Annotated in this window: 16 protein-coding genes and 2 pseudogenes; 8 read left to right on the top strand and 10 right to left on the bottom strand. The window is 58.8% G+C overall.

From position 1 onward, the window contains the following. Position 1 precedes the first annotated feature (1 nt). Genes CO656_RS27085 through CO656_RS27075 form a run of 3 tightly spaced genes read right to left on the bottom strand, consistent with a single transcriptional unit; the run spans position 2 to position 2,814 of the window. Positions 2–1,303 carry an FAD-binding oxidoreductase gene (locus CO656_RS27085; protein ID WP_097527854.1) on the bottom strand — a complete coding sequence of 434 codons (1,302 nt, stop codon included), beginning with the start codon at positions 1,301–1,303 and terminating at the stop codon, positions 2–4. Next, positions 1,303–1,974, bottom strand: a complete 672-nt coding sequence (locus CO656_RS27080; protein ID WP_097527853.1) for a 4-hydroxy-4-methyl-2-oxoglutarate aldolase — start codon at positions 1,972–1,974, stop codon at positions 1,303–1,305. The genes CO656_RS27085 and CO656_RS27080 overlap by 1 nt, the downstream gene beginning before the upstream one ends. A gap of 15 nt (positions 1,975–1,989) precedes the next feature. After that, positions 1,990–2,814, bottom strand: a complete 825-nt coding sequence (locus CO656_RS27075) for a carbon-nitrogen hydrolase family protein (protein ID WP_097527852.1) — start codon at positions 2,812–2,814, stop codon at positions 1,990–1,992. A gap of 153 nt (positions 2,815–2,967) precedes the next feature. Here CO656_RS27075 and CO656_RS27070 point away from each other — a divergent pair, with 153 nt between their 5' ends. Beyond that, positions 2,968–4,293, top strand: a complete 1,326-nt coding sequence (locus CO656_RS27070) for a PLP-dependent aminotransferase family protein (protein ID WP_097527851.1) — start codon at positions 2,968–2,970, stop codon at positions 4,291–4,293. Between the two features lie 160 nt (positions 4,294–4,453). Here CO656_RS27070 and CO656_RS27065 read toward each other — a convergent pair whose 3' ends face one another. The 4 genes from CO656_RS27065 to CO656_RS27050 form a co-directional block, all read right to left on the bottom strand. Further along, positions 4,454–5,941 carry an aldehyde dehydrogenase family protein gene (locus CO656_RS27065; protein WP_097527871.1) on the bottom strand — a complete coding sequence of 496 codons (1,488 nt, stop codon included), beginning with the start codon at positions 5,939–5,941 and terminating at the stop codon, positions 4,454–4,456. A 102-nt stretch (positions 5,942–6,043) separates the two neighbouring features. Further along, on the bottom strand, positions 6,044–7,465 hold the full coding sequence (locus tag CO656_RS27060) for a CapA family protein (protein WP_097527850.1): 1,422 nt from the start codon (positions 7,463–7,465) through the stop codon (positions 6,044–6,046). Positions 7,466–7,572: 107 nt separating this feature from the next. Next, entirely contained in the window at positions 7,573–8,535 is a 963-nt protein-coding gene (locus CO656_RS27055) for a nitrate ABC transporter substrate-binding protein (RefSeq protein ID WP_097527849.1), read from the bottom strand. 260 nt (positions 8,536–8,795) lie between these two features. Then, positions 8,796–9,809 carry an ATP-grasp domain-containing protein gene (locus CO656_RS27050; protein WP_097527870.1) on the bottom strand — a complete coding sequence of 338 codons (1,014 nt, stop codon included), beginning with the start codon at positions 9,807–9,809 and terminating at the stop codon, positions 8,796–8,798. 805 nt (positions 9,810–10,614) lie between these two features. Here CO656_RS27050 and CO656_RS30380 point away from each other — a divergent pair. The 6 genes and pseudogenes from CO656_RS30380 to CO656_RS31480 form a co-directional block, all read left to right on the top strand. Beyond that, entirely contained in the window at positions 10,615–10,998 is a 384-nt protein-coding gene (locus CO656_RS30380; protein WP_158254903.1) for a hypothetical protein, read from the top strand. Between the two features lie 91 nt (positions 10,999–11,089). Beyond that, a complete protein-coding gene (locus CO656_RS29950; RefSeq protein WP_158254902.1) occupies positions 11,090–11,503 on the top strand; it encodes a ParB N-terminal domain-containing protein in 414 nt (137 codons plus the stop codon). Positions 11,504–11,513: 10 nt separating this feature from the next. After that, positions 11,514–12,884 carry a hypothetical protein gene (locus CO656_RS27040; protein ID WP_097527847.1) on the top strand — a complete coding sequence of 457 codons (1,371 nt, stop codon included), beginning with the start codon at positions 11,514–11,516 and terminating at the stop codon, positions 12,882–12,884. Beyond that, positions 12,871–13,875 carry a cysteine synthase family protein gene (locus CO656_RS27035; RefSeq protein WP_097527846.1) on the top strand — a complete coding sequence of 335 codons (1,005 nt, stop codon included), beginning with the start codon at positions 12,871–12,873 and terminating at the stop codon, positions 13,873–13,875. Before CO656_RS27040 ends, CO656_RS27035 begins: the two co-directional genes overlap by 14 nt. Positions 13,876–14,089: 214 nt before the next feature. Continuing rightward, positions 14,090–14,971 carry a 50S ribosomal protein L11 methyltransferase gene (locus tag CO656_RS27030; RefSeq protein WP_097527845.1) on the top strand — a complete coding sequence of 294 codons (882 nt, stop codon included), beginning with the start codon at positions 14,090–14,092 and terminating at the stop codon, positions 14,969–14,971. A gap of 610 nt (positions 14,972–15,581) precedes the next feature. Further along, positions 15,582–16,336: pseudogene (locus tag CO656_RS31480) on the top strand (ATP-grasp domain-containing protein); the annotation flags it as partial. 105 nt (positions 16,337–16,441) lie between these two features. Here CO656_RS31480 and istB read toward each other — a convergent pair. After that, a complete protein-coding gene (gene istB, locus CO656_RS27020; protein WP_176536693.1) occupies positions 16,442–17,218 on the bottom strand; it encodes an IS21-like element ISRsp2 family helper ATPase IstB in 777 nt (258 codons plus the stop codon). Positions 17,219–17,229: 11 nt separating this feature from the next. Beyond that, positions 17,230–18,749 (bottom strand): annotated as a pseudogene (gene istA / locus CO656_RS27015) (IS21 family transposase). Between the two features lie 187 nt (positions 18,750–18,936). Here istA and CO656_RS27010 point away from each other — a divergent pair. Further along, on the top strand, positions 18,937–19,185 hold the full coding sequence (locus CO656_RS27010; protein WP_097527843.1) for a hypothetical protein: 249 nt from the start codon (positions 18,937–18,939) through the stop codon (positions 19,183–19,185). Here the strand turns inward: CO656_RS27010 and CO656_RS27005 are convergent. Beyond that, the coding region (locus CO656_RS27005) for an MFS transporter (protein WP_234819653.1) at positions 19,182–19,773 on the bottom strand (592 nt) is incomplete at its 5' end. The genes CO656_RS27010 and CO656_RS27005 overlap by 4 nt on opposite strands.

The raw sequence follows: 19,773 nt of genomic DNA, 5'->3' as shown, positions 1-19,773 counted from the left end.
CTCATACATGGTCGGGCTTCCTGGAGCGAAATCCCTTGGAGAATCTCTTCGGAGAAAAGGGGCGCAGGTCTTGACCGAGAGGCTTGCCCTGGACGAGATCCGCCATGACGCGCCCGATCACCGGGCCCATTCCAAACCCGTGACCCGAGAAACCAGCCGCCATGAAAAGCCCGCCATATCCTGGAACTTCGCCAATTACGGGCAACTCGTCCGGCATGTAGTCGATGAAGCCGCCCCAGGCTCGTTCAAACGTGATCGGACCAGCCTCAGGGTATTCCTTTGCAAACAACCTGCCAGCTTCCTGCAACACTTTCCACTCGGGGCGCGGATCAAGGGTCCGGTGGGTGGTGAAGTCATCGAATTCACCCATCAGGCTACGGACCGAATGACCGCCCACACTGAGCCGAAAGCTACCCCAATGATCCTTGGCGACCGGCAGAAATTTCGTGCCGTACACGAAGCTGTCTGTCATGAGATCGTGGAAAGCAATTCGCGCCGCTGCGATATTCACACGGCCATCTGAACGCTGTCGGTAGGCGCACTTGCCCCAGACCAGGAGCTTGCGCATCTCGATGGGCAGGACGTTGGTGCGGGCGACATTGCCGCGGATCCAGAGTGAGGGATGCCGGGTCCCAAATGGCTTTAGAAGCCTACTGGTCCAAGCTCCCGTGGTGACAACAATGGTGTTGGCTTTGATCCGCCCCTGCTCAGTCCAGAGCGCGCTGGCGCTGGCGTTCTGGGTCTCTATCGAGGAAACACTCGTGAGTTCGAAGATTTCAGCCCCTTTAGCGCTAGCTGCGCGCGCGAACGCAACAGCGACCTTCTCCGGTTCTGCGCAACCATCGGAAGGGGTAAAGAGCCCACCACGGCAATCAGTGTCCCGGTAGTGCGGCATCAAATGGTGCACTTCTTTAGCGGTCAGCATTCTCGTGTCGAGCCCGTGCTCTCGACCAACGGGGATCCATTTCTCGAATTCCGCTCCTGTTTTTTTGTCGTACACCAAAGCAAGATGACCCTGCTGGTTCCAGTCGAGGCCGGTGCCAAGCTCCTCTTCAAGCCCCGCCCACAGTCGGACCGACTCAATCATCAGCGGCAGTTCTGCCGGATCACGTTGCTGCTGCCGAACGGCCCCCCAATTCCGGCTGGACTGCTCGCCTCCGACCCGACCCTTTTCAAATAGCCCAACGCTCACGCCGGCTTTTGAAAGGTAATAGGCCGTGGCGGTCCCCATAATTCCCCCACCGACGATCGCCACATCGTAGGAGCGCTCACGTGAGCGCGTTGCCATAGGGCTCGTCGTCATCACAGCCCCGCTCCGGCAAGTCTCGCCATTACCTTGGCGCTCGCCCCTGAAATGTCGCCGAGCTTTTGTCCTTTAAGCACGTTCACGTTGTTCCTTTCGGCTTCCTGCATTGCGAGAGCTTTCAGCGCGACCGAGCGCACCTCTTCCCGCGGGATGACGAGTACGCCACTTTCATCGGCGAGGATCGCATCCCCAGGCATGACCACTGCACCACCACAGGAAATCGGTATGTTCATGCCACCGCCGAGATCATAGAGGCGCGTGGTTATTGACGAGCACCCACGCGACCAAACCGGGAAATCCGCGCCCTCGATTTCGCTGATGTCCGTGCACGGCCCGTCTATGATACCGGCCACTGCGCCGGCAGACTTTGCGGCAGCGGTAACGCCGCCACCCCAGCAGGCATATTTGTCGTCGCCGAGACGATCGAGGACGACAATGTCGCCCGGCCGCAGCATCCCGGCGGCATGGTGCAGCAGGGTGGAATCCGGGCCGGCTATCGCGACAGTCACCGCCGTTCCCACAACCCGCCGCCTCGGTAAAACCGGTTGAATCCTGCGGTCCACGAAACCAAACAGACGCCAGTGCCCGACAGTTGCCGTTTCGACGCCTCTCAACAAATCGAGATCCTCTTGCGACACTGGATCGGGCATATCCTTGATGGTGTACATGCGCCCGGCCCCCTGCTATGCGCAAGCCAGGCGGCGATGCTGCGTCATCGGAATGAGCCCGCGCACCCGTTTGATTTGTGCCGCGTCGATCCGCGCCGTTACGAAGCCGACGCCATCGGACGCCCTGGCGATCGTGTGACCCCAAGGATCGCAGACGAGCGAATGACCATAGAAAAAGTGCTTCTCGCTCCCCTCGATCACTGCGCCGGTCTGGCCGCAGGCGACGAAATAGGTTTGAGTTTCGATGGAGCGTGCACGGGCGAGGACCTCCCAATGGTCCTTTCCTGTTTGCAGGGTGAAGGCCGCAGGCAGAACGATGATGTCGCAACCGGCCTTTTCCAGCTGGAGGAAGAGTTCGAAGAAGCGGATGTCAAAGCAGATGGCGCAGCCGATCTTGAGGCCGTCGATTTCATAGGTCACGACATCTTCGCCGGGTTTGACCGTAGCGGACTCCTTGTGTTCGGTCCCATCAGGCGCAACGATGTCGAACAGGTGAATTTTCCGGTAAGCCGCGACCTCCTTGCCATTGCGATCGAACACGAAGCTCGTGTTGAAGACCCGGTTTTCCCCGTCGACCTTTTCGAGGATCGTGCCGGCGTGGACATAGACACCATGCTCTCTGGCGAAATCGCTGGCCATTCGGTACGCGGGGCCGCCGGTGGTCGGCTCGGCCATTGCCAGCTTCGCTTCAATGTTCTTGCCGTACCACGCGAAGTACTCCGGCAATACGATGAGATCAGGCTTGTCAGCCTTTACAGCTGCCAGCATCAACTCGCGAGTGACGCGCAGATTATCTTGGCGATTTTGCTGCGGATTTGTCTGAATTAGGCTTACTTTCACGCTGTTCTCCCGCGCGTATCACTGTCGTGAGGCCCGCTAAGTTTCGCAGGCCGCGCTCATTCCAAATTTCCCTTTGACGAGACTCAGATTAAATGTTGATATCATAAGATACAAACGTTATTACGTTATTGGACATTTAAAAGCGATGGGGAAATGAGCGACAAACTCGACGCGGCTTGGCTTGCCGGAAGACTGTGTGACCGCACCATTCGCGGAATCGCATTAGAGACTAGCGCCCTGATCAGGGCCGGGATCCTGCCAGTGGGAACCAGGCTACCGGCGATCCGCGACATCGCCTACGAGCTCAAGGTCAGTCCGGCGACAATTGCGGAAGCCTGGAGCGAACTCCGCCGCCAGAAGATCATTGCCGGCAGGGGCCGAAACGGCACATGGGTGAGCGGTGACCGCTTCGTGGCGAAGCCCGAGCGGCTGGCGAGTTCAGGAAACTACGCGCCAGGAGCCTTGGACCTGACCGGCGCCGTGCCGGACGTTTCCCTCCTCCCTCCGCTCGCGGAAGCGATGGTCCATGGCGCGTCAGCAGAACAGCTCAACAGCTATGAACGGAGCCGCATTATTCCGGAACTGCGCCACGCCGCCATGAAGCACTGGCCCTATGAGCCGGAGGCGATGCTCGCAACGAATGGGGGCTACAACGCCGTTTATACGGCAGTGCGCGCGCTCGTTCTTCCCGGCTCCACCGTCGCGATCGAACACCCGACCGCGATGCGGCTTCTGGACATTCTCGAAGATCTCGGCGTGAAAATCGTGCCCGTGCTGTGCGACGATGAGGGACCACTTCCAAGTTCTCTCAGCGAGGCGATGGAAGAGCGTCCCGCCGCATTCCTTTTTCAGCCCCGCTTGCATTCGGTGACGGGGCGAACGGTCAGCGCCGAACGGCTGCATCAGCTTGGCGACATTCTGGAGAAGAGCGATGCGCTGATCATCGAGGATGACGGCATCGGCGATATCTCGGATGTCGAGCCGACGTCGCTCGGCAGCCGCTTTCCGGATCGCACCGTTCATATCCTCTCCTATTCCAAGACACTTGGTCCCGATCTCAGGCTGGCGGTGCTTTCCAGTTCTTCCTCGATAATCGAACAGATTCAATCCTACCGAGCTTTCAGCGCCGGGTGGACGAGCCGCCTCCTGCAGGGAGCCGTGGCCTGGCTTCTGGACCAGCCCTCGACCCATGCGACGATTGCGAGAGCGCGCGACACCTATAGTGCTCGCCGCGAAGCCCTCGCTGTCGCGCTGCGGGAGCGGGGAGTTGAAACCCTTGGCGGCAATGGGCTTTGCCTCTGGGTCCCAGTCGATTCCGAGCCGTTCGCTATGGTGACCCTTGCGGCGCGCAATATCGCCGTCAATCCGGGGGAGAAATTCTCGGTTCTACCGAGTAACCACATCCGCGTTGCCACGTCGACACTTGCCGAACGCTACGATGAAGTCGCCGATGCAATCGCTCTCGCCCACGCACTCTAGAAAACCTACGGTGACGCCCAGGACTGCGCCGCGAACAAGAAGCGAGACCTACCCACGCTAAGAAGCGCCTGCTCCGAGGGAGCGTGGTCATGAACCCCACTGCCACTATATCGGAAGTCCCGATGCAAATGATCGTGATCGCCTTGCACGTCGGACCAGCTCAGTTAAGGCCGCCGATATAGACGCTTTTCTGATAGAGGAATGCGTCGACGTGCTGGGCGCCCCCTTTCCAACCATAGCCGCTGGCCTTGACGCCGCCGAAGCCAACCGACGGGTCGATGGCGCCATAGTTGTTGACCCAGATCGTGCCGGCCCTGATCCCCTGGACCATTCGCATCGCCTTGCCGATATCTTGCGTCCACACGCCCCCGCCTAGACCGTACGGGGTGTCATTGGCGAGCTTGAGCGCTTCAGCCTCCTCGTCGAAGGGAATGATCGAAACCACGGGCCCGAAAATCTCCTCCCGCGCAACACGCATGCCGTTGTTCACGCTTGAAAATACGGTCGGATTGAGGAAGCTGCCTGCTTCCAAGGCCCCGCCCGGCCTGGTTCCGCCTGCAAGGAGACGGGCCCCTTCCTGCCGACCCGAATCAATATAGCCCATGACGCTGGCCAACTGATTTTCGGATATGAGAGGCCCGAGGGCCACATCTGGTTCCAGCCCGTTTCCAAGTCTGAGAGTTCCTGCGAAATTGGCAATGCGCTCCTCGAATTCGGGAAGGATGCTGCGCTGCACGAAAAGACGGCTTCCGGCGTAACAGACCTGACCGCTGTTCGAGAACACCGCCATCGCCGCGCCTGGAACCGCCCGGTCGAGATCGGCATCTGCGAATACGACGTCAGGCGACTTGCCGCCCAGTTCCAACTGCAGTCTCTTGATGTTCGTGGCCGACGCCCTGATGATCGAGCGGCCGGTTTCCGTCGACCCGGTAAATGCGACCCGGTCCACATCCTGGTGCTCGGCCAGCATTGCGCCAGCCGTCGATCCGCGGCCAGTGACGACATTGATGACCCCGCGCGGAACCCCGGCCTCGGTCATCAGTTCCGCCGTTCTCAACACGCTGAGAGAGGCTTCTTGCGCCGGCTTGAGAACAACTGTGCATCCCGTGGCCAGCGCCGGACCGAGGACCCAGAGCTGCCCGATCAACGGTCCATTCCAGGGCAGGATGCCGCCCACTACGCCGACCGGCGCGCGAAGCGTCATGGTCATCATGCCACCTGGAAGGGAGCTGGGCAGGGTCTGCCCTCCGATATTGGCCGTCTGCGTGGCGAAGAAGCGCAGGCAGCGGTCGGTGTAGTTCCAGAACGACCGGGTGCGGGCCAACGGCGCGCCCATGTCAACGGTCTCGATAGTGGCGAGTTCTTCGAAGTGCTTCTCGAGAACGCTCAGGACCTTCATGATCAGGGCGTGACGGTCATTGGGCGTAAAGCGCGACCACTCCCCCTCGAAAGCTCGCCGGGCGGAGGCCACCGCGAGATCGACGTCTTCCTTGGCGGCATCGGCAAACGTTGCGATCACCTCGCCTGTGGCGGGGTTTCGTGTCTCGATGCGTTTGTCGGAGCGCGCATCGCGCCAGCCACCATCTATGAACAGGGATTTGTCGCGAGCTTGGAGAAATGCGGGAAGATCAGGCGTTATTGTATTCATCAGTGTCACCTCGTATGTTGCCGTTTGCAGACAGGCTTTTCCGCGGCCGCCGCAAGTTCCACAGTTCTAACTGGCAAGGCCGGGGACCATTGTCGATGGTACTCAGCCTGTCCTACCCGGACTGCCGATCGCAGCGCTCATCCTACGATGATCCCTGCCCCTTAGCCTGATGATCCCGACGTCGTTCTCTATTTCGATTTCGGTTCCAAACGGCTCCGAAAGCCTTTGCAAGCGTCCCAGAATAGCTTGTGCTTGCGGCGGCGTCGCTGGACGTGGAACGCCCCGGTTGGCAAACCGCCCCGAATAGCCCAGCTCAACCGGAATTAGCCGCAATTCCGACAGCCGGTTTTGCTCGAAGCGGCTGATCGCGATGATGCTCTCGTAGTACACCGGGTTGGTGAAACCGCCATCCCCCTCAAATCCCTTCACCATGACGTCGACGATCAACTCCGCGTCGGTATGGACGTGTGGGTCCTTACCGTAGGTGGCGAACATCTCAGCTCCGACCGGCGTTCCGAGGTTGTCGAACATGAAATTCCCCAAGCTGTAAAAGATCGGCCGATCCTTGTAGATCTCAATTCCTCGCAACTGATGCGGTCCGTGCCCAATATACGCGTCAGCACCGGCGTCAATCAGCTTGTGCGCAAACTCCCGTTCGTAATCGGGCGGCTCCTGGCACCAGTTTCCGGCGCCGTGACCATGGTGCGCAACCATGCAGAAGTCAGACGACAACTTACCCCGGCGAATATTGCGCAAAATATTTTCGACGTGGCCCTGGTCCGGTTCAAAGCTGTAGCCAACCTCTTCGCCCGCTCTGAATGTCGCACCACCGAGCACGACCCGGTTTGGATCGTTGCCGCCCGCCTTAAACCCCGGCAGCGCGTCTCGGATCCGCCTGACGCTCTCCATCATCTCTGGCAGGACAACGATGCTTTGCGAAAGGCGAAGCGCGTTAAGCCCCGGCCTACCCGGCGCCTCGCCGGCAGGATCACACGCGGGAGACATGGACTGGAACGTTGAGGCAAACGACAGCAGTGCCACGCGGCCGCCTCCAGTCTCCAGAAACCGTGCCGCGCTCGCTTGGGCCAGGTTCTCGCCCACGCCGGCATGAACAATGCCGTTCTGATCGAGAACGCGGCTTGTCTCGCGCATACCCTCAATGCCCCAATCGAACACATGGTTGTTCGCTCGACTGACGACGTTGAAGCCCATAGCTTTTAGATCGGCGCCCAGCTCCGGTACACTGAGGACGTAGTCAGTGCTGACCTGCGGACTACCCGTAAACGAGCGTATATCGAAGATGTTGGATTCAACGTTGCCGCATGTGACATCAGCGTCCTGGAGAATTTTGACCACGTCGTCGAAGCCGGGATGTCTTCCGTTGGTGAGCGGCCGGGAAGTGAGGAGGTCGCCAACTGCGACCACCGTGAAGCCGTCGGCGACGTTTGTACCAGTCGAACCGACGGTATCGTACCTGCTCTCTTGCTGGACCGGGTAACCGTTGTCCTCAGCTTGTTTCGCCATTTTTCGCTCCCATTTTTCGCACTCAGCGGCTGAGCATTGTGTCGGTTCGCTTCGGCCGCCGCGGCGCCAGGTTTCATTCATCTGGAGTTCCACCGCAGGGATGGCGCTCATCGAGCCGTCGCATGCAAGGGAAATATCTCTGCCGGCGACAGCAGGCGCGGCAGGATCTTTTGCTCGTAGAGTTCGACGGCGAAATCAGCGATCATTGTCTCGTTCTGCTCGAAGCCGCTGGCATTCCAGGACGGCGGTAGATCAGCGGCGCAACGCGCAAGCTCGTCGATCATCCAGGGCGTCGTATCCGCGTATTTCTCGCGCTTCTCGAGCCAGAGGCGCTGCGACTCGTCGATCAGCGCGCCGAGTTCGTCAATGACCCAAGGATATTCCCTGACAAAGGCGGCCTTTATCCCGATCAGGTGCATTCCGGGCACGTAACCGACCTCGTTGAAGTATGCGACTTCCGCCGTTCGACAATTATCGAGCACACGCCGCAATGAAGAGTTCCGGTCGAAGAATCCCTTCGGCATGAACGGCGTGAAAACCGCGTCCAAGCCGCCATCGAGCAGCAGGTCGACCATCGGGCGCTCACCGGCCACAGCCTCAATGCGGCCGGGTCGCCCGAATCCCTCAAGGCGGTCGGTAATCGGATGGGCTTCGGTCAGGCGGCCGGCATACCACATCGCATCCTCGATGCCGACGCCCTCCCGGCGCAAAGCCGCGCGCGTCCAGGTGTTGCCGGAATCGCGCCAGCCCGTGACACCGATCCTTTTGCCGGCAAGATCAGCCAGAGAATGAATGAGGCTGGCTTTGCTGGTGATGATGCAGCGATGGCGAAAGCCGCGCATGATGAAATTCGGCACCCCGATAACGCGCTCGTTTCCGTCGTGGCGCATTTGCGAATAGCGGCTGAAGGAGATTTCCGCCGCATCGTGCGCGTCATCTGTTGCGAGATCATTGACGAGGGTGCCGACCCGATCGACCTTGATGGCGAGGCGGGCAGAAGAGACGTCTCCGAGTGCCAGAGGGGTCATGTAGTCCCAGTCACGAAGAGCGATGCGAAGCGTTACAGGCATGGGAAACCTCAGGAAAAGCCTAGTGGTTCAATGAGTAAAAGTTAAAATCGCTAAGCACAAATGTTATTACGTTATTGAACATTTATGGGAGCAATTGGTATGACCTGCGCGAGTTGGACAGGTCCATGGCACAAGAGGCTTGCTTTCGCGCTGTGCGCGGTCGCGCAAGCAGGGCTCATTAAGTTGCTGATGTTGGCGGGAATAGCCTTTCACCGCCTCGACCAGTGGTGACGTCCGTGATCAACCGCTGCCGGTTGGCATCAGCTCTTTGCGTTTATGTCGGGGACGCCCACTCCAAAATATCGCGTGTGGGCGACGTCGAGGATGCGATTGACCACAGTCGTGTAGCTGTAGCCAGCGGTCGTCGCGGCCAAGACGTAGGTGCCGTGGGTACCGAGTCGCGGCATGGAGTTGATCTCCAGTACAAAGGGTTGGCCGGAGCGGTCGATCCGAAGGTCAACACGGGCGTAATCCTGGCACTTGCAGACACGGAAAGTCTCAATCGAAATATCCCGCACTATCGCCGCAAGCTCGCTCCCGATTTGCGCCGGGCAAATCAACGGCAGCTCCTCGGCTGCGCTGTACTTCGCTTCCCAAGTCACAAGGCGCGTTTCTCGGTCGCCAAAGTCCTGCTCAAGAAGAGGCAAGACCTCAAGCTCTTCGTTTCCCAACATCGCGACACAGATTTCCCGGCCTTCGACATACTCTTCCACAAGCGCGTCCTGCTTATATTGCGTGACGATCACGTCTACGGCCTCCCGCAACCCAGTGGCCTCATGCACCAGCTGCAATCCGAAGCTGCTCGATTCGTGACGCGGCTTCACTACCACTGGGAACCGCAGATCGCCGATACTGCCATTGCTGCTGCGCATGACGTGAAAGTTTGGTGTGGGTACGCCGTGATCGCGGATAAGCCTCTTCGTGATGACCTTGTCGAGGGCCAGCCCATGCCCGAGTGGGCCCGATCCGGTGTACGGAACGCCCGCCATCTCGAGCATGGCCGGAACGTGGGCAAGGCGGCACTCGCCCTGAATTCCGTACGCCATGTTGAAGACCATCCCGGAGGGGCAGGCTCGCGGATCAGGGGGCATGAACTGCTCAAGCGTGGCGAGCAGTCCTTTATCGCCTTCGCACACCAACGTCTCGTGGCCGCCCTCCTGCAGTGCCGCCACCACGCTTTCGACCGTCTCGCGATCGTATGCCTCCCGACAAGACTGACCGAACCGGTTGATCACGCCCGTATGATCATCGTTCCACACGACGGCTACCCGCATGAGCTGCTCCTTCATTTTTGTGCGCTGTCACGTTCATTCGCTTGGATTTGGTCCTCGTCAACGGCACGGCAAATGAGAGCGCCGACACTGTCGGGAAGGCGCTTCGACCCGCGTCACCCACTGCACCTGGTGGAGCACATTCGGGTCGATGGCGCCGCCAGAGGGCCGCGTACCCTGCGTGCTGCCTTGGCAATAGGCGGCGGCGTCGTTGGAGTGGCGTTTGAGTACTCTCTGCTATCCGTCGACTGAGATCAGGTGCGCATGGCGGCCAGCAGTGCGCCTGTGCTGCATCAGTTCCGCGATCATCGCCTCCGCACCCGTGGTCATCCAGATGCGATGGGAACCAGAGCCGCTGGATGGAAAATGACCGCGCCTTCCGCAACGGACTCGGCAAAGCTCCACTTGACGCGACCACGCTAAACAGCGCGGCATCAAGCGCATTGCTTTGCATCGTTCGAGCACGTTTCATATGAACCTTCGACCGAAAGTAGCCAGACCGCTATGGTCTAAGCGTTCACGTGTCACGGCAATCGGCGTGCCAAGAAGGAGGGTATAGGCGCACAATCATTGAATCCGTGTGTTTTACCCGCGCCGTCAGAATACTTATGCCTCAGGAATGTCGGATTGCGAACGTAGGCATCTTCATTCAAACACGGTTGAACACAACAACAAGGAACTTCGAACGACGGCTTGTCGCGCCAAATGCGAACTTCCATTGACGACATCCCATGCGCCGCAGTTTCAAACCGCGTGATACGAGATGCGGCAGACGACCCCATGGTAAGCCGCTTGATCCGAGGCCTCCGTGCTGGAAGTCGAAGCATGGGCTGTCATCGTTCCGCTGGATGGTCGCCATAGGCAAGATCTGCTCGATGACGGTGTCCGAGTTGCCTATCACAACTGGGACACGCCCGCACCAACAATGACCGCGACTGAAGCAGGGGCGGCAATCTTGCCCTCGATCAGCCATTCGCGCGCGAGCAGGCGGCAGCGTCTGCAGCCGAAAGCATTGCACCGGCTTTCAGTCTTCGTGTCGAGCTACGCTGCGTCAATCACCATCGTTCGTCTTCTGTGGAAACATGAGCGCTCCGAAGGGGGAGGGCGGAATTCACGCGTCAGCGACGTTCTTTCCGCTTTACGCAATGTCCTTTATTCGACAATGTCGGGCATGCGACATAAAGAGTCGTGACCATAAGCCCTTGTTTTCGCGGGCTTGTTTGCCTTGGCATAATACATGCGGAGGTCATCCGCAAACGTGTCACCGACTAAGGAGGAAGCCTTTGTCTCCGGCAAAACGCTTCTCGAATTACATCATCGTTAGACTGCCCGTGAGCCAGCTTCGACCGACCGAGGAAATCAACATTTTACGTGCACGAACACTAGCTAAGATGATCATCGACAAGGGGCGATGGACGCGGCCCATCTTGGTCGAACACCGCCATTCGGTGATCATGGATGGTCATCATCGCTATTTCTGTGCCGGAGAGCTCGATCTCTCGTCTGTTCCGTGCGTCCTGCTCTCCTATGATGATCCAAGCTTACATGTGAGCTACTGGTCCCAGCCGGGGCCTGTTGATGTAGACCGTATCATCCGGGCCGGCCTATCCGGCGAACTGATGAGCTTTAAGACGACAAAACACAGATTACAGACTGCACTGCCATGCTGCTCGATCGATCTTGACGACCTGAGATGAGGATCGATCAGTGTTCCAGAAATATGACTCTGACGAACCGGAGCCGCTACTCAGCGATTGGACGCTCGATTTGCTCAATAGTCGATCCGAGCTGGCCGCTTGGGTTGACGGTTTTGGGTCGCCGTTGCATGTGGTGTGTCCAGACCAAGCCAACAGAAACTACCTCCAATGGCTGGACGAATTGCGGACCGTCTATGACAATTGTCAGGTCCAGTTCGCGTTGAAGGCCTGTAAGTCTGCTTCGCTCCTACGCGCATTCGCGCTGGCTGGCGCTGGCGCGGATGTTTCTTCTGCCCACGAGATGAGTTCGGCCTTCATGAACCTCGTTCCATCGGAGCGCATGTCGATGACGGGTCCGGCGAAGTCCGATTACGAAATCAATCTTTGCATTCGCCATCACGTGGCCATCCACATCGACTCCATCGAAGAACTGAGACGCGTTCTCGCGCTGGCGGACAGCGTGGGAGGTATTAGCCGTCTGTTCCTTCGGGCTCGTCCCATAAACGAGCCAGATTCTCGCTTTGGAATGACCGAGGATCAACTGATGGCGTGTCTAACGCTGCTCGAGAAGACCAAGGTAGAGCGGATTGGAGTGTCATTTCATATCAACGACTACCAGGTTCAGACGCGCGCAGAACAATTGCGCTTCTGCATCGCCATCCTTCGGCGTCTCTGCGCTAAGTGCCTGACGCCCGGCGGCATCGACATCGGTGGTGGGTATCCCATGCGCTACCTTCAGAGGTTCGATCCGGTTGCATACGGTAGTGGCGTCCACTGGGGCAGCGTAGCAAAGCTCGGCAACTATCCTTACGCTTCAGAACTTGCTGGTTCCTATCACGCAGCTGCAGTGATCCAGACCGCTCTATCCGACCCGGCAGACCGTGACTTCCTCCACCGTCACCGGCTGCCGATCTTACTGCAGCCTGGTCGCTCGCTTCTGGACCAGTGCGGGATCAGCGTCTTCGATGTGATCGACATCAAGGACTTTGGAAACTGTCGATTCGGGGTAGTACTTGACGGTATGTCGTTTTCACTCTCCGAAACTTGGTTTGGCGCCGATTTCGTGCCTGCTCCGGCGGTTGTCCGGCGAGAAAAACGCGCGGTGCCGCGACAGAACACGCGCTATTTTCTGGTCGGGCGCAGTTGCCTTGAATCCGATGTCATCCGCTGGCGCGGCCTGGCAGTCGAGGGTGGCATTGCCCCGGGTGATCTCGTCGTCTTCACTAATACTGCCGGTTACCAAATGGATTCGAATGAGAGCTCGTTCCACCAAATTCCCTTGCCTAAAAAGTTAGCCGTGGTCCGGCGTCCGTACGGGTGGAAGATTTTATCCGACGAAACCCTTAGCACAAAGGGGTTGTCCTCCAATGATCGTCAATAGCATTCTTGAAACTATTGGACGCACGCCCACGCTGCACGTTCCTTTGCGGCGCGGTGAAGTCAGCCTGTATATCAAGTTAGAAATGTTCAATCCTACTGGCTCGATGAAGGACCGGATGGCATTGAGCATGGTCGACAGCCTGCCTAACACTCCAAAAGAGGCTGCTGCCACTATTGTCGAATCCTCATCAGGGAATACGGCAAGTGCGTTGGCTATGATCTCCGCCGTGCGCGGACTCGAATTCACTGCCCTCATGGACTCCCATGCAAGTCTCGATAAGATCTGCACTGTGCGTGCATTCGGCAGCAACGTCCGAGTCGTTGGTGGTGGCGATGGCGCGCTAGCCACCGACCAGCGTGACGAGGAGGCCAGGCGGGTTGCCATCGAAGAGGGTGCCAACTGGACCGAACAGCACAACAACCCCGCCAACGCCGCCGGCTACATGGGACTAGCGGCCGAATTGTTGGAGGATCTTGGTCCGAGCATCACGCATTTTGTATCGGCCATCGGTACCGGTGGATCGCTTTGCGGGACCGCGCGTCAACTGCGGCTGCATATCCCTGAGATCCAAGTTATCGGCGTCGAACCCGTCGGAAGTATCATCTTTGGCGGTCAGGGGGGGTGCTACCGTCAATCGGGGACTGGTACGCCCGAAGGGGCGAATGTGGGTATGGTGATCGATTATGACGCAATCGATTGGGGGCGCAAGGTGGGCGATGACAATGCCTTCTCGATTTGCCACTACTTGGCGCGGCGGCACGGATTGCTTGTCGGGGGCTCAACTGGCGGTGCCATCTATGAGGCGCTCAGCGTGGCCCGTGAAGCGCCGGCTGGAGCACGCATCGTCAGCCTAGCCTGCGACAGCGGCACAAAGTACCTGGACACAATCTTCAATCAGGACTGGCTGTCCACTCACGACATACACATAACTGACGTTGAGGCGGAATTTGCCGAGCTCTTCGCGGACGAACCGCGTCACAGCAGCAGCTAAACGTTTTTGTGACTGTTAAGCGACAGAGTTCGTCGAAGTCTTTGCGGCGCTCGGCTCCGAAGGAAGCGCCGCATGACATAAGAACTGTCGAACCAGGAAGCAGGCCGGTTCAGCAATTAGGCAGAGGAACGCGTCTACGCCCGCGTCGCACTTAGGGTGTTGCTCGAGTTGTGAGATTATTATCGCCGCGGTTCACTCCTTCTGAGACACGAAAATGAACGAAAAAGCTTTACGCACTAACACCGGTTCTGAAATTCCAAGTTGGCATTTCACAATGCTGCGCGATGCGGGGCGAAATGCAGCAATAGAGGCCGCGATCGCGTCTTGTAATATCGTAGGCAAGACTGTCGTTGAAATCGGCACCGGAGCGGGCCTTCCAGCGATGCTCTTCGCTAAATACGGTGCTAAGAAAGTGTTCTCATGTGAGAAGGATGAAAGACTCGCTGACGTTGCGCGCGAGGTTATCCGGTCAAACAATTTGCAGGATCGAATTGCGGTGATTGCAAAATCGTCGAGGCAAGCGATTCTCGACGGCGACCTGCCGTCGGCACCTGACGTTATATTCACAGAAACATTGGACTGCGGAATCGTTGGTGAGGGATACGAGGCAATTGCTGAAGATATCCGCCACCTTGCTGGTTCTAATTCAGTTGTGATGCCGGAGCGGGTTCACCAATTCGGTGTTCTCTGTAGTGACACACAAGCTTTCGAAAAGACTTCCGTGTCGACCCAATGTGGTCTCGACCTATCGGGCTTAAACTCAATCGGCCGGCGTCCATATTTAGCGGTCAACAAAATGCTACACAATCCCGAATCTATCTCCGCCACTGTTCTTTTCAGGGAATACGACTATCTCGATCCTAACGCCTTGGATGCCGTAGAGCACCGAATAATAGCCCACAGTTCGGGCCTCTGCCACGGAATGACGTCATACTTCAACGCCTATTTTGGAAAATTCGTCGTCACGTCCAGAGACCTGAAAAGCCATTGGGCCACTGCTTTTCACCCTTTACAAGAACCTATCCCGGTCGAGTCTGGGCGGCATTACTGTTTGAGAGGGGAGAAAACTGGTTTAATCGAATTGGTTTCGATATGAGCGGATCTCCGGACCAAACTCTTGCATCGTGTAGATTTCTGCTCAACTGCCCCCAAGCACACGGGCGACAAGCGACGTTTGGATTGTGGCCTGAACACAGGGCGTAAAGCTTCCAAGCGGAAATTTGCCTTTCGACCGGCTGCGATGCCTTTGGGCTGCAAGTTGGCTAACCCATGACCGCAGCGCGCATCGCAACGCTACAATCGATGCGCCGAGACACTCTTCTAGGAATCTGCATCGACTACCGTCATCTTCTCTCTTGGATCAATAAGTCGTGAGCCTAGGTGACACGGTGATTTTCCGATGCCGAGTACATCTTAGGTGAAATCGCTACGCGAAATCATTGTCGAGCGGACGTTCGAGCTTGGCAGGGGAGGCGACGCTCGTCATTCAAAGCTCCCTCCGATTGAAGACGTCTATGTTCAGAGCCAGATACACTGAGTGCAAGTATTCCGCCTGCGTGGCGCGTAACACATGCCCACGACTTCTTCGGTGGCACGCGGGTTGCATGGTTATACGGTGAATAGCGAGGTCCAGTAGCTATTCCTCTCCAAAATTCAAATGCGAGCGAATGATCGTGACAGCGCGCAAACATTTAGGGAGTAGCCTCATGCGGGTAGCCGTCGTTTGGAACCATGATCATACGGGCGTGATTAACCGGTTCGGTCAGCCTAGTCCGGGGGAATACGACCGTGAGACGGTCGACGGCGTGGTGGCGGCACTGCAAGAGGGCGGCCATGAGACGCTGCTGTGTGAAGGCGATAAAGGACTGCTGGCTACGCTTGAGCGGTTCATGCCCCCTGATCCGCAAGCCCGCCCCTCCGGAATGGTGTTCAACATGGCGACCGGAATTCAGGGCGAGTGCCGTGACATCCACGTTCCGGCCATGCTCGAGATGGCAGGCGTTCCGTACACCGGACCGAGCCCGCTCGGGCATGGGCTGTCGTCCGACAAGGTTATCACCAAAAGGCTCATCGCGATCGCGGCGTGCCGACGCCGAACTTTCGCGAGATGCGTCGCGGCACCGAGAGTGCCGGGGACATGCGATTCCCAGTGGTAGTGAAGCCGCGCTACGAATGCACCAGCTTGGGATTGCAGCTCGTACACGAGCCTGCTCAGCTAAGACAGGCCGTGGAAGTGATCGTCACGCAGTATGCGCAGGATGCGCTCGTAGAAGAATATATCGAGGGTCGGGAACTCTGTGTCGCGCTGCTGGGTAACCGAGAGCTCGATGTGTTGCCTCTGGTGGAGCATGACTTCGGCGACCGCGAAACCCGTATGATCACTTGGGAGGACAAGCTGCACATGGCAGTCACGGAGCCGCAGAAGATTTGCCCGGCGCACATCGGGAGGGAACTTTCGACTGCGCGCTTCGCAAAAGCCGGACATTGAATCCGCTAATTCCCGGACAGCAGTTTCACTAAAGTCCGGACAGTTTGACGAGGTTGGTCCTCGGCGGCCTGGTTACCATCAGGGCTGATTGATTTCGCCGTTTTCGGCAGCCGTCAAGAGGGTTGCGCTTTTTTGCTTTCGCATGCTCTCGCCGCGGAGAGTGATGCGATGGGCATTGTGCACGATGCGGTCGAGTATGGCATCGGCGACGGTGCTGTCGGCAATAAGGTCGTGCCAGCTAGCCACGGGGACCTGGGCGGTGATCAGGGTGGATTTTCTCTGATAGCGCTCCTCGACGATTTCGAAGAGGTGGAAGCGCTGCTGATCGGAGAGCGCATGTGTTCCAAAGTCATCGAGGATGAGGAGCTGGACGCGGGTGAGCTTGTCGATGAGGCGAGGGAAAGAGCCATCGAGGCGGGCAAGCGCGAGATCCTCGAACATGCGCGGCACGCGCACGTAGAGCACGGAGTGACCGAGCCTTGCCGCTTGCCTGCCGAAGGCGCAGGCCAGCCATGACTTTCCGGTGCCGGTGTGGCCGGTGATGATCAGGCCCTCATGGGCGGTGAGCCATTGCCCCTGGGCCAGCGCCATGGTGTTGCGCCGGTCGAGACCGCGGGCGGCGGCGAAGTCGATATCTTCGATACAGGCCTGGGCGAAGCGTAGCTTGGCGGAGGCGAGCCGGTTACGGATGCGCTTGTCGGCACGCAGGGTGACTTCGCGGTCGAGCATCAGGCCGAGCCACTCATCGCGGCTGAGCTCATTGGTGCCGGACTGCTCGGTCAATTCGCGCCAGACGGCGGCCATGCCCGTCAGCCCGAGGGCCTGCATCTGGTCAAGGGTGGGGTTTGTCAGCATTGTTGCCTCCTTCACTGATAGTAGGATCGGCCACGGATATTGGTATGCGCAGGCGTGGGGGCCGCATGTTCAGCCTGCGGTCGTTCCCGGTCGAGGCCGGATTTGAGGATGGAGGCGACGGAGGAATAGGTGACGGCATTGATGGTGAGCGCCCGTTCACAGGCCGCATCGAGGCGCTGCGATCCATAGCGCGGCGCCAGCGACAGAATGCCCATGGCCGAGCGATATCCCTGTTCCGGATGCGGCCTGTCGCGCATCATGCGTTCGACCAGGATAGCGGCATTGGGGCCGATCTGGGTCGCACGGCCGATTAGATTGGCCGGCGTGGTGTTGGCATAGCGCTGATGCGCCTTGGGCATATGGTCATTGATGGTGACGTGGCCGGAACGCTGGGAGCGGCGGACATGGCTGGCGACACGCTGGTGATCGTGGAAGATCTCGACCACCCGGTGGGTGAGCCGCACCTGGAGGGTGCATCCGATCAGCCGATGCGGCACCGAGTAGAAGGTCTTGTCGACCTCGACATGATAGTCAATTCGAACGGCACCGCCGGCAAGGGCTTCAAGGCTGCCCGTTCGATCTCCTCGAACAGTTCGCGGCGGCTTTTGCCGACGTGGCGCATCGTTCGATTGTTCAGCTCCTCGAGCAATTCGGCAATCGCCGTGTTGAGGGCGGCAAGCGAGAAGAAGGTGCGGTTCCTCAGCCGGGCCAGAATCCAGCGTTCCACGATCAGTACCGCGCCTTCGACCCGGCCTTTGTCGCGCGGTTTCCTGCTGCGTGTCGGCAGGATCGTGGTGTCGTAATGCTCCGCCATGGCGGCGAACGTCGCAGTCAACGTCGGCTCGAACCAAAGGGCCTTGGCCACCCCTGATTTGAGGTTGTCGCACACGATTGCCTTGGTGACCCCACCATAGAAGGTCAGAGCACGCACCTGGCCGTCGATCCAGTCCGTCAACTGCTGGCTAAAGCTGGCATGGGCGAAGGTCAGGTTGGAGGCGCCCAGCACCGCGACAAAGATTTGGGCCGGATGGATGACACCGGTCGCCGGATCGATCACCGGCACCGTCGGCCCGGCATAGTCGGTCTGCATCACGGCGCCTGCCGCGTGCCGATTGCGAAACGCTACACTCGTACGCTGCCGAAAGGCGGCAACCTGTTCGCAGAACCACGTGAAGCCGTAACCATCGGGATGGTTGGCACGGTATTCCTGCCACAAAAGCGTCAGCGTCACGCCTTTGCGCTTCAGCTCCCGAACCACCAGCCCCCAGTCCGGCTCGCTGAGATCGCGCGGCGGACGACCGGCACGGCCGAACAGTTGCCGCTCCAGTTTTGCGTCCTCGTCCGGGCCAATCGGCAAGGGCCATGATAGCCCGGCTTCCCGAGCACGTAGCAAATAGGTCGATACCGAGCTCTTGCCGATCTTCAGCCGCTCGGCAATCTCGCGCACCGAAAGACCCTCTTCATGGGTCAGGCGCAGAATCGTCCGGATATCCCTCACTGTCGTTCGTCTTGCTTGCTTCCGTCTCGGCATCGGCCCCTCTCAACGTTGTCGTGAGAGGCCTAACAACCAAGACGGCGCAGCCGCGAACCAACCTGTCACACCGCCGCCGGAAACTGTCCGGGATTTAGCGGAATCACTGTCCGGGAATTACTGAAAACTCTGTCCGGAGATTACCGGAAATCCTGTCCGGACTTTTCCGAAACCCGCACTTTCGACCATGCTGAGAGATATTTCGGTTGTGGCCTTCCGTACCTGCGAGTGCCGGGATTACGCCCGCGTCGACGTCCGGGTCGATCGCAATGGCCAGCCCTTTGTCTTGGAAATCAACGCCGATCCGGGAATCGGTGTGCGCACCTCTTATGGCCTGGCCGCGACGACCGCCGGACACAACTTCTCGAGCTTGGTCAATCGCATCCTCGATGTCGCCCACTTGCGGCATTTCGGAACAGGCCTCCCCAAGGTCTAACTCGCCCAGGATCGCACAGATTTTTCCGTCCCTGGCGGACTGCTGACTGTCACTCTGCCGATTAAATGGATTCGGCAGGCATGACGGCGAGGTCGGCACAGGCGAAATGCAGTGCGACGTTTGCTTGCTGCTCTCGATTGGCGACGCTGCAGCAAGAGCGACAGCGTTGAAACATCGGCATGGATAGCCGTTTCGAGGAACGGCCGAAGATAGGTGAACAGAAGACTGAGGAGCTGCCACACGAAAACAATCACTGCGACCGGGACGACACAGAAGAACGCCCCGCGCCAGCCGATGAGGCTGCCGAGGAAGCTCCCCAGCGGGGCGGCAATGACCGTCGCCAGCGCATTCCCGCCGTTGAAGATCGCCAGCGCCCGCGGTACCTGATCGTCCGGAACAAGCCGCATGGCGGTCGCGGCGGAGATCGACCAAAATCCGCCGATAACGAGCCCGATGAGCGCGCGCCCAACCATGAACGTCATATAATTCGGAGCAACCGCTACCATCATCTCCGAGACGATCATCACGGCGGTCAGCGCCAGTAGCAGGATCTTGCGGTCGAGTCTGCCGACCACGGACGAGATGAAG

The sequence above is a fragment of the Sinorhizobium sp. FG01 genome, from assembly GCF_002531875.1.
GTDB lineage: Bacteria > Pseudomonadota > Alphaproteobacteria > Rhizobiales > Rhizobiaceae > Sinorhizobium > Sinorhizobium fredii_C.
Note: the sequence above shows the minus strand (reverse complement) of the source record. Positions and strands in the feature narration are given on the sequence as shown.

Excerpts from the sequence above, each read along its gene's own strand:
- CO656_RS27060 (WP_097527850.1), bottom strand. The coding sequence starts at position 7,465 with ATGGCGAAACAAGCTGAGGACAACGGTTACCCGGTCCAGCAAGAGAGC.
- CO656_RS27030 (WP_097527845.1), top strand. The coding sequence starts at position 14,090 with ATGAACGAAAAAGCTTTACGCACTAACACCGGTTCTGAAATTCCAAGT.
- CO656_RS27010 (WP_097527843.1), top strand. The coding sequence starts at position 18,937 with ATGCTGAGAGATATTTCGGTTGTGGCCTTCCGTACCTGCGAGTGCCGG.
- CO656_RS27050 (WP_097527870.1), bottom strand. The coding sequence starts at position 9,809 with ATGCGGGTAGCCGTCGTGTGGAACGATGATCATACGGGCGTGATCAAC.
- istB (WP_176536693.1), bottom strand. The coding sequence starts at position 17,218 with ATGCTGACAAACCCCACCCTTGACCAGATGCAGGCCCTCGGGCTGACG.
- CO656_RS27070 (WP_097527851.1), top strand. The coding sequence starts at position 2,968 with ATGAGCGACAAACTCGACGCGGCTTGGCTTGCCGGAAGACTGTGTGAC.
- CO656_RS27080 (WP_097527853.1), bottom strand. The coding sequence starts at position 1,974 with ATGTACACCATCAAGGATATGCCCGATCCAGTGTCGCAAGAGGATCTC.
- CO656_RS27065 (WP_097527871.1), bottom strand. The coding sequence starts at position 5,941 with ATGAATACAATAACGCCTGATCTTCCCGCATTTCTCCAAGCTCGCGAC.
- CO656_RS27035 (WP_097527846.1), top strand. The coding sequence starts at position 12,871 with ATGATCGTCAATAGCATTCTTGAAACTATTGGACGCACGCCCACGCTG.
- CO656_RS27085 (WP_097527854.1), bottom strand. The coding sequence starts at position 1,303 with ATGACGACGAGCCCTATGGCAACGCGCTCACGTGAGCGCTCCTACGAT.
- CO656_RS27055 (WP_097527849.1), bottom strand. The coding sequence starts at position 8,535 with ATGCCTGTAACGCTTCGCATCGCTCTTCGTGACTGGGACTACATGACC.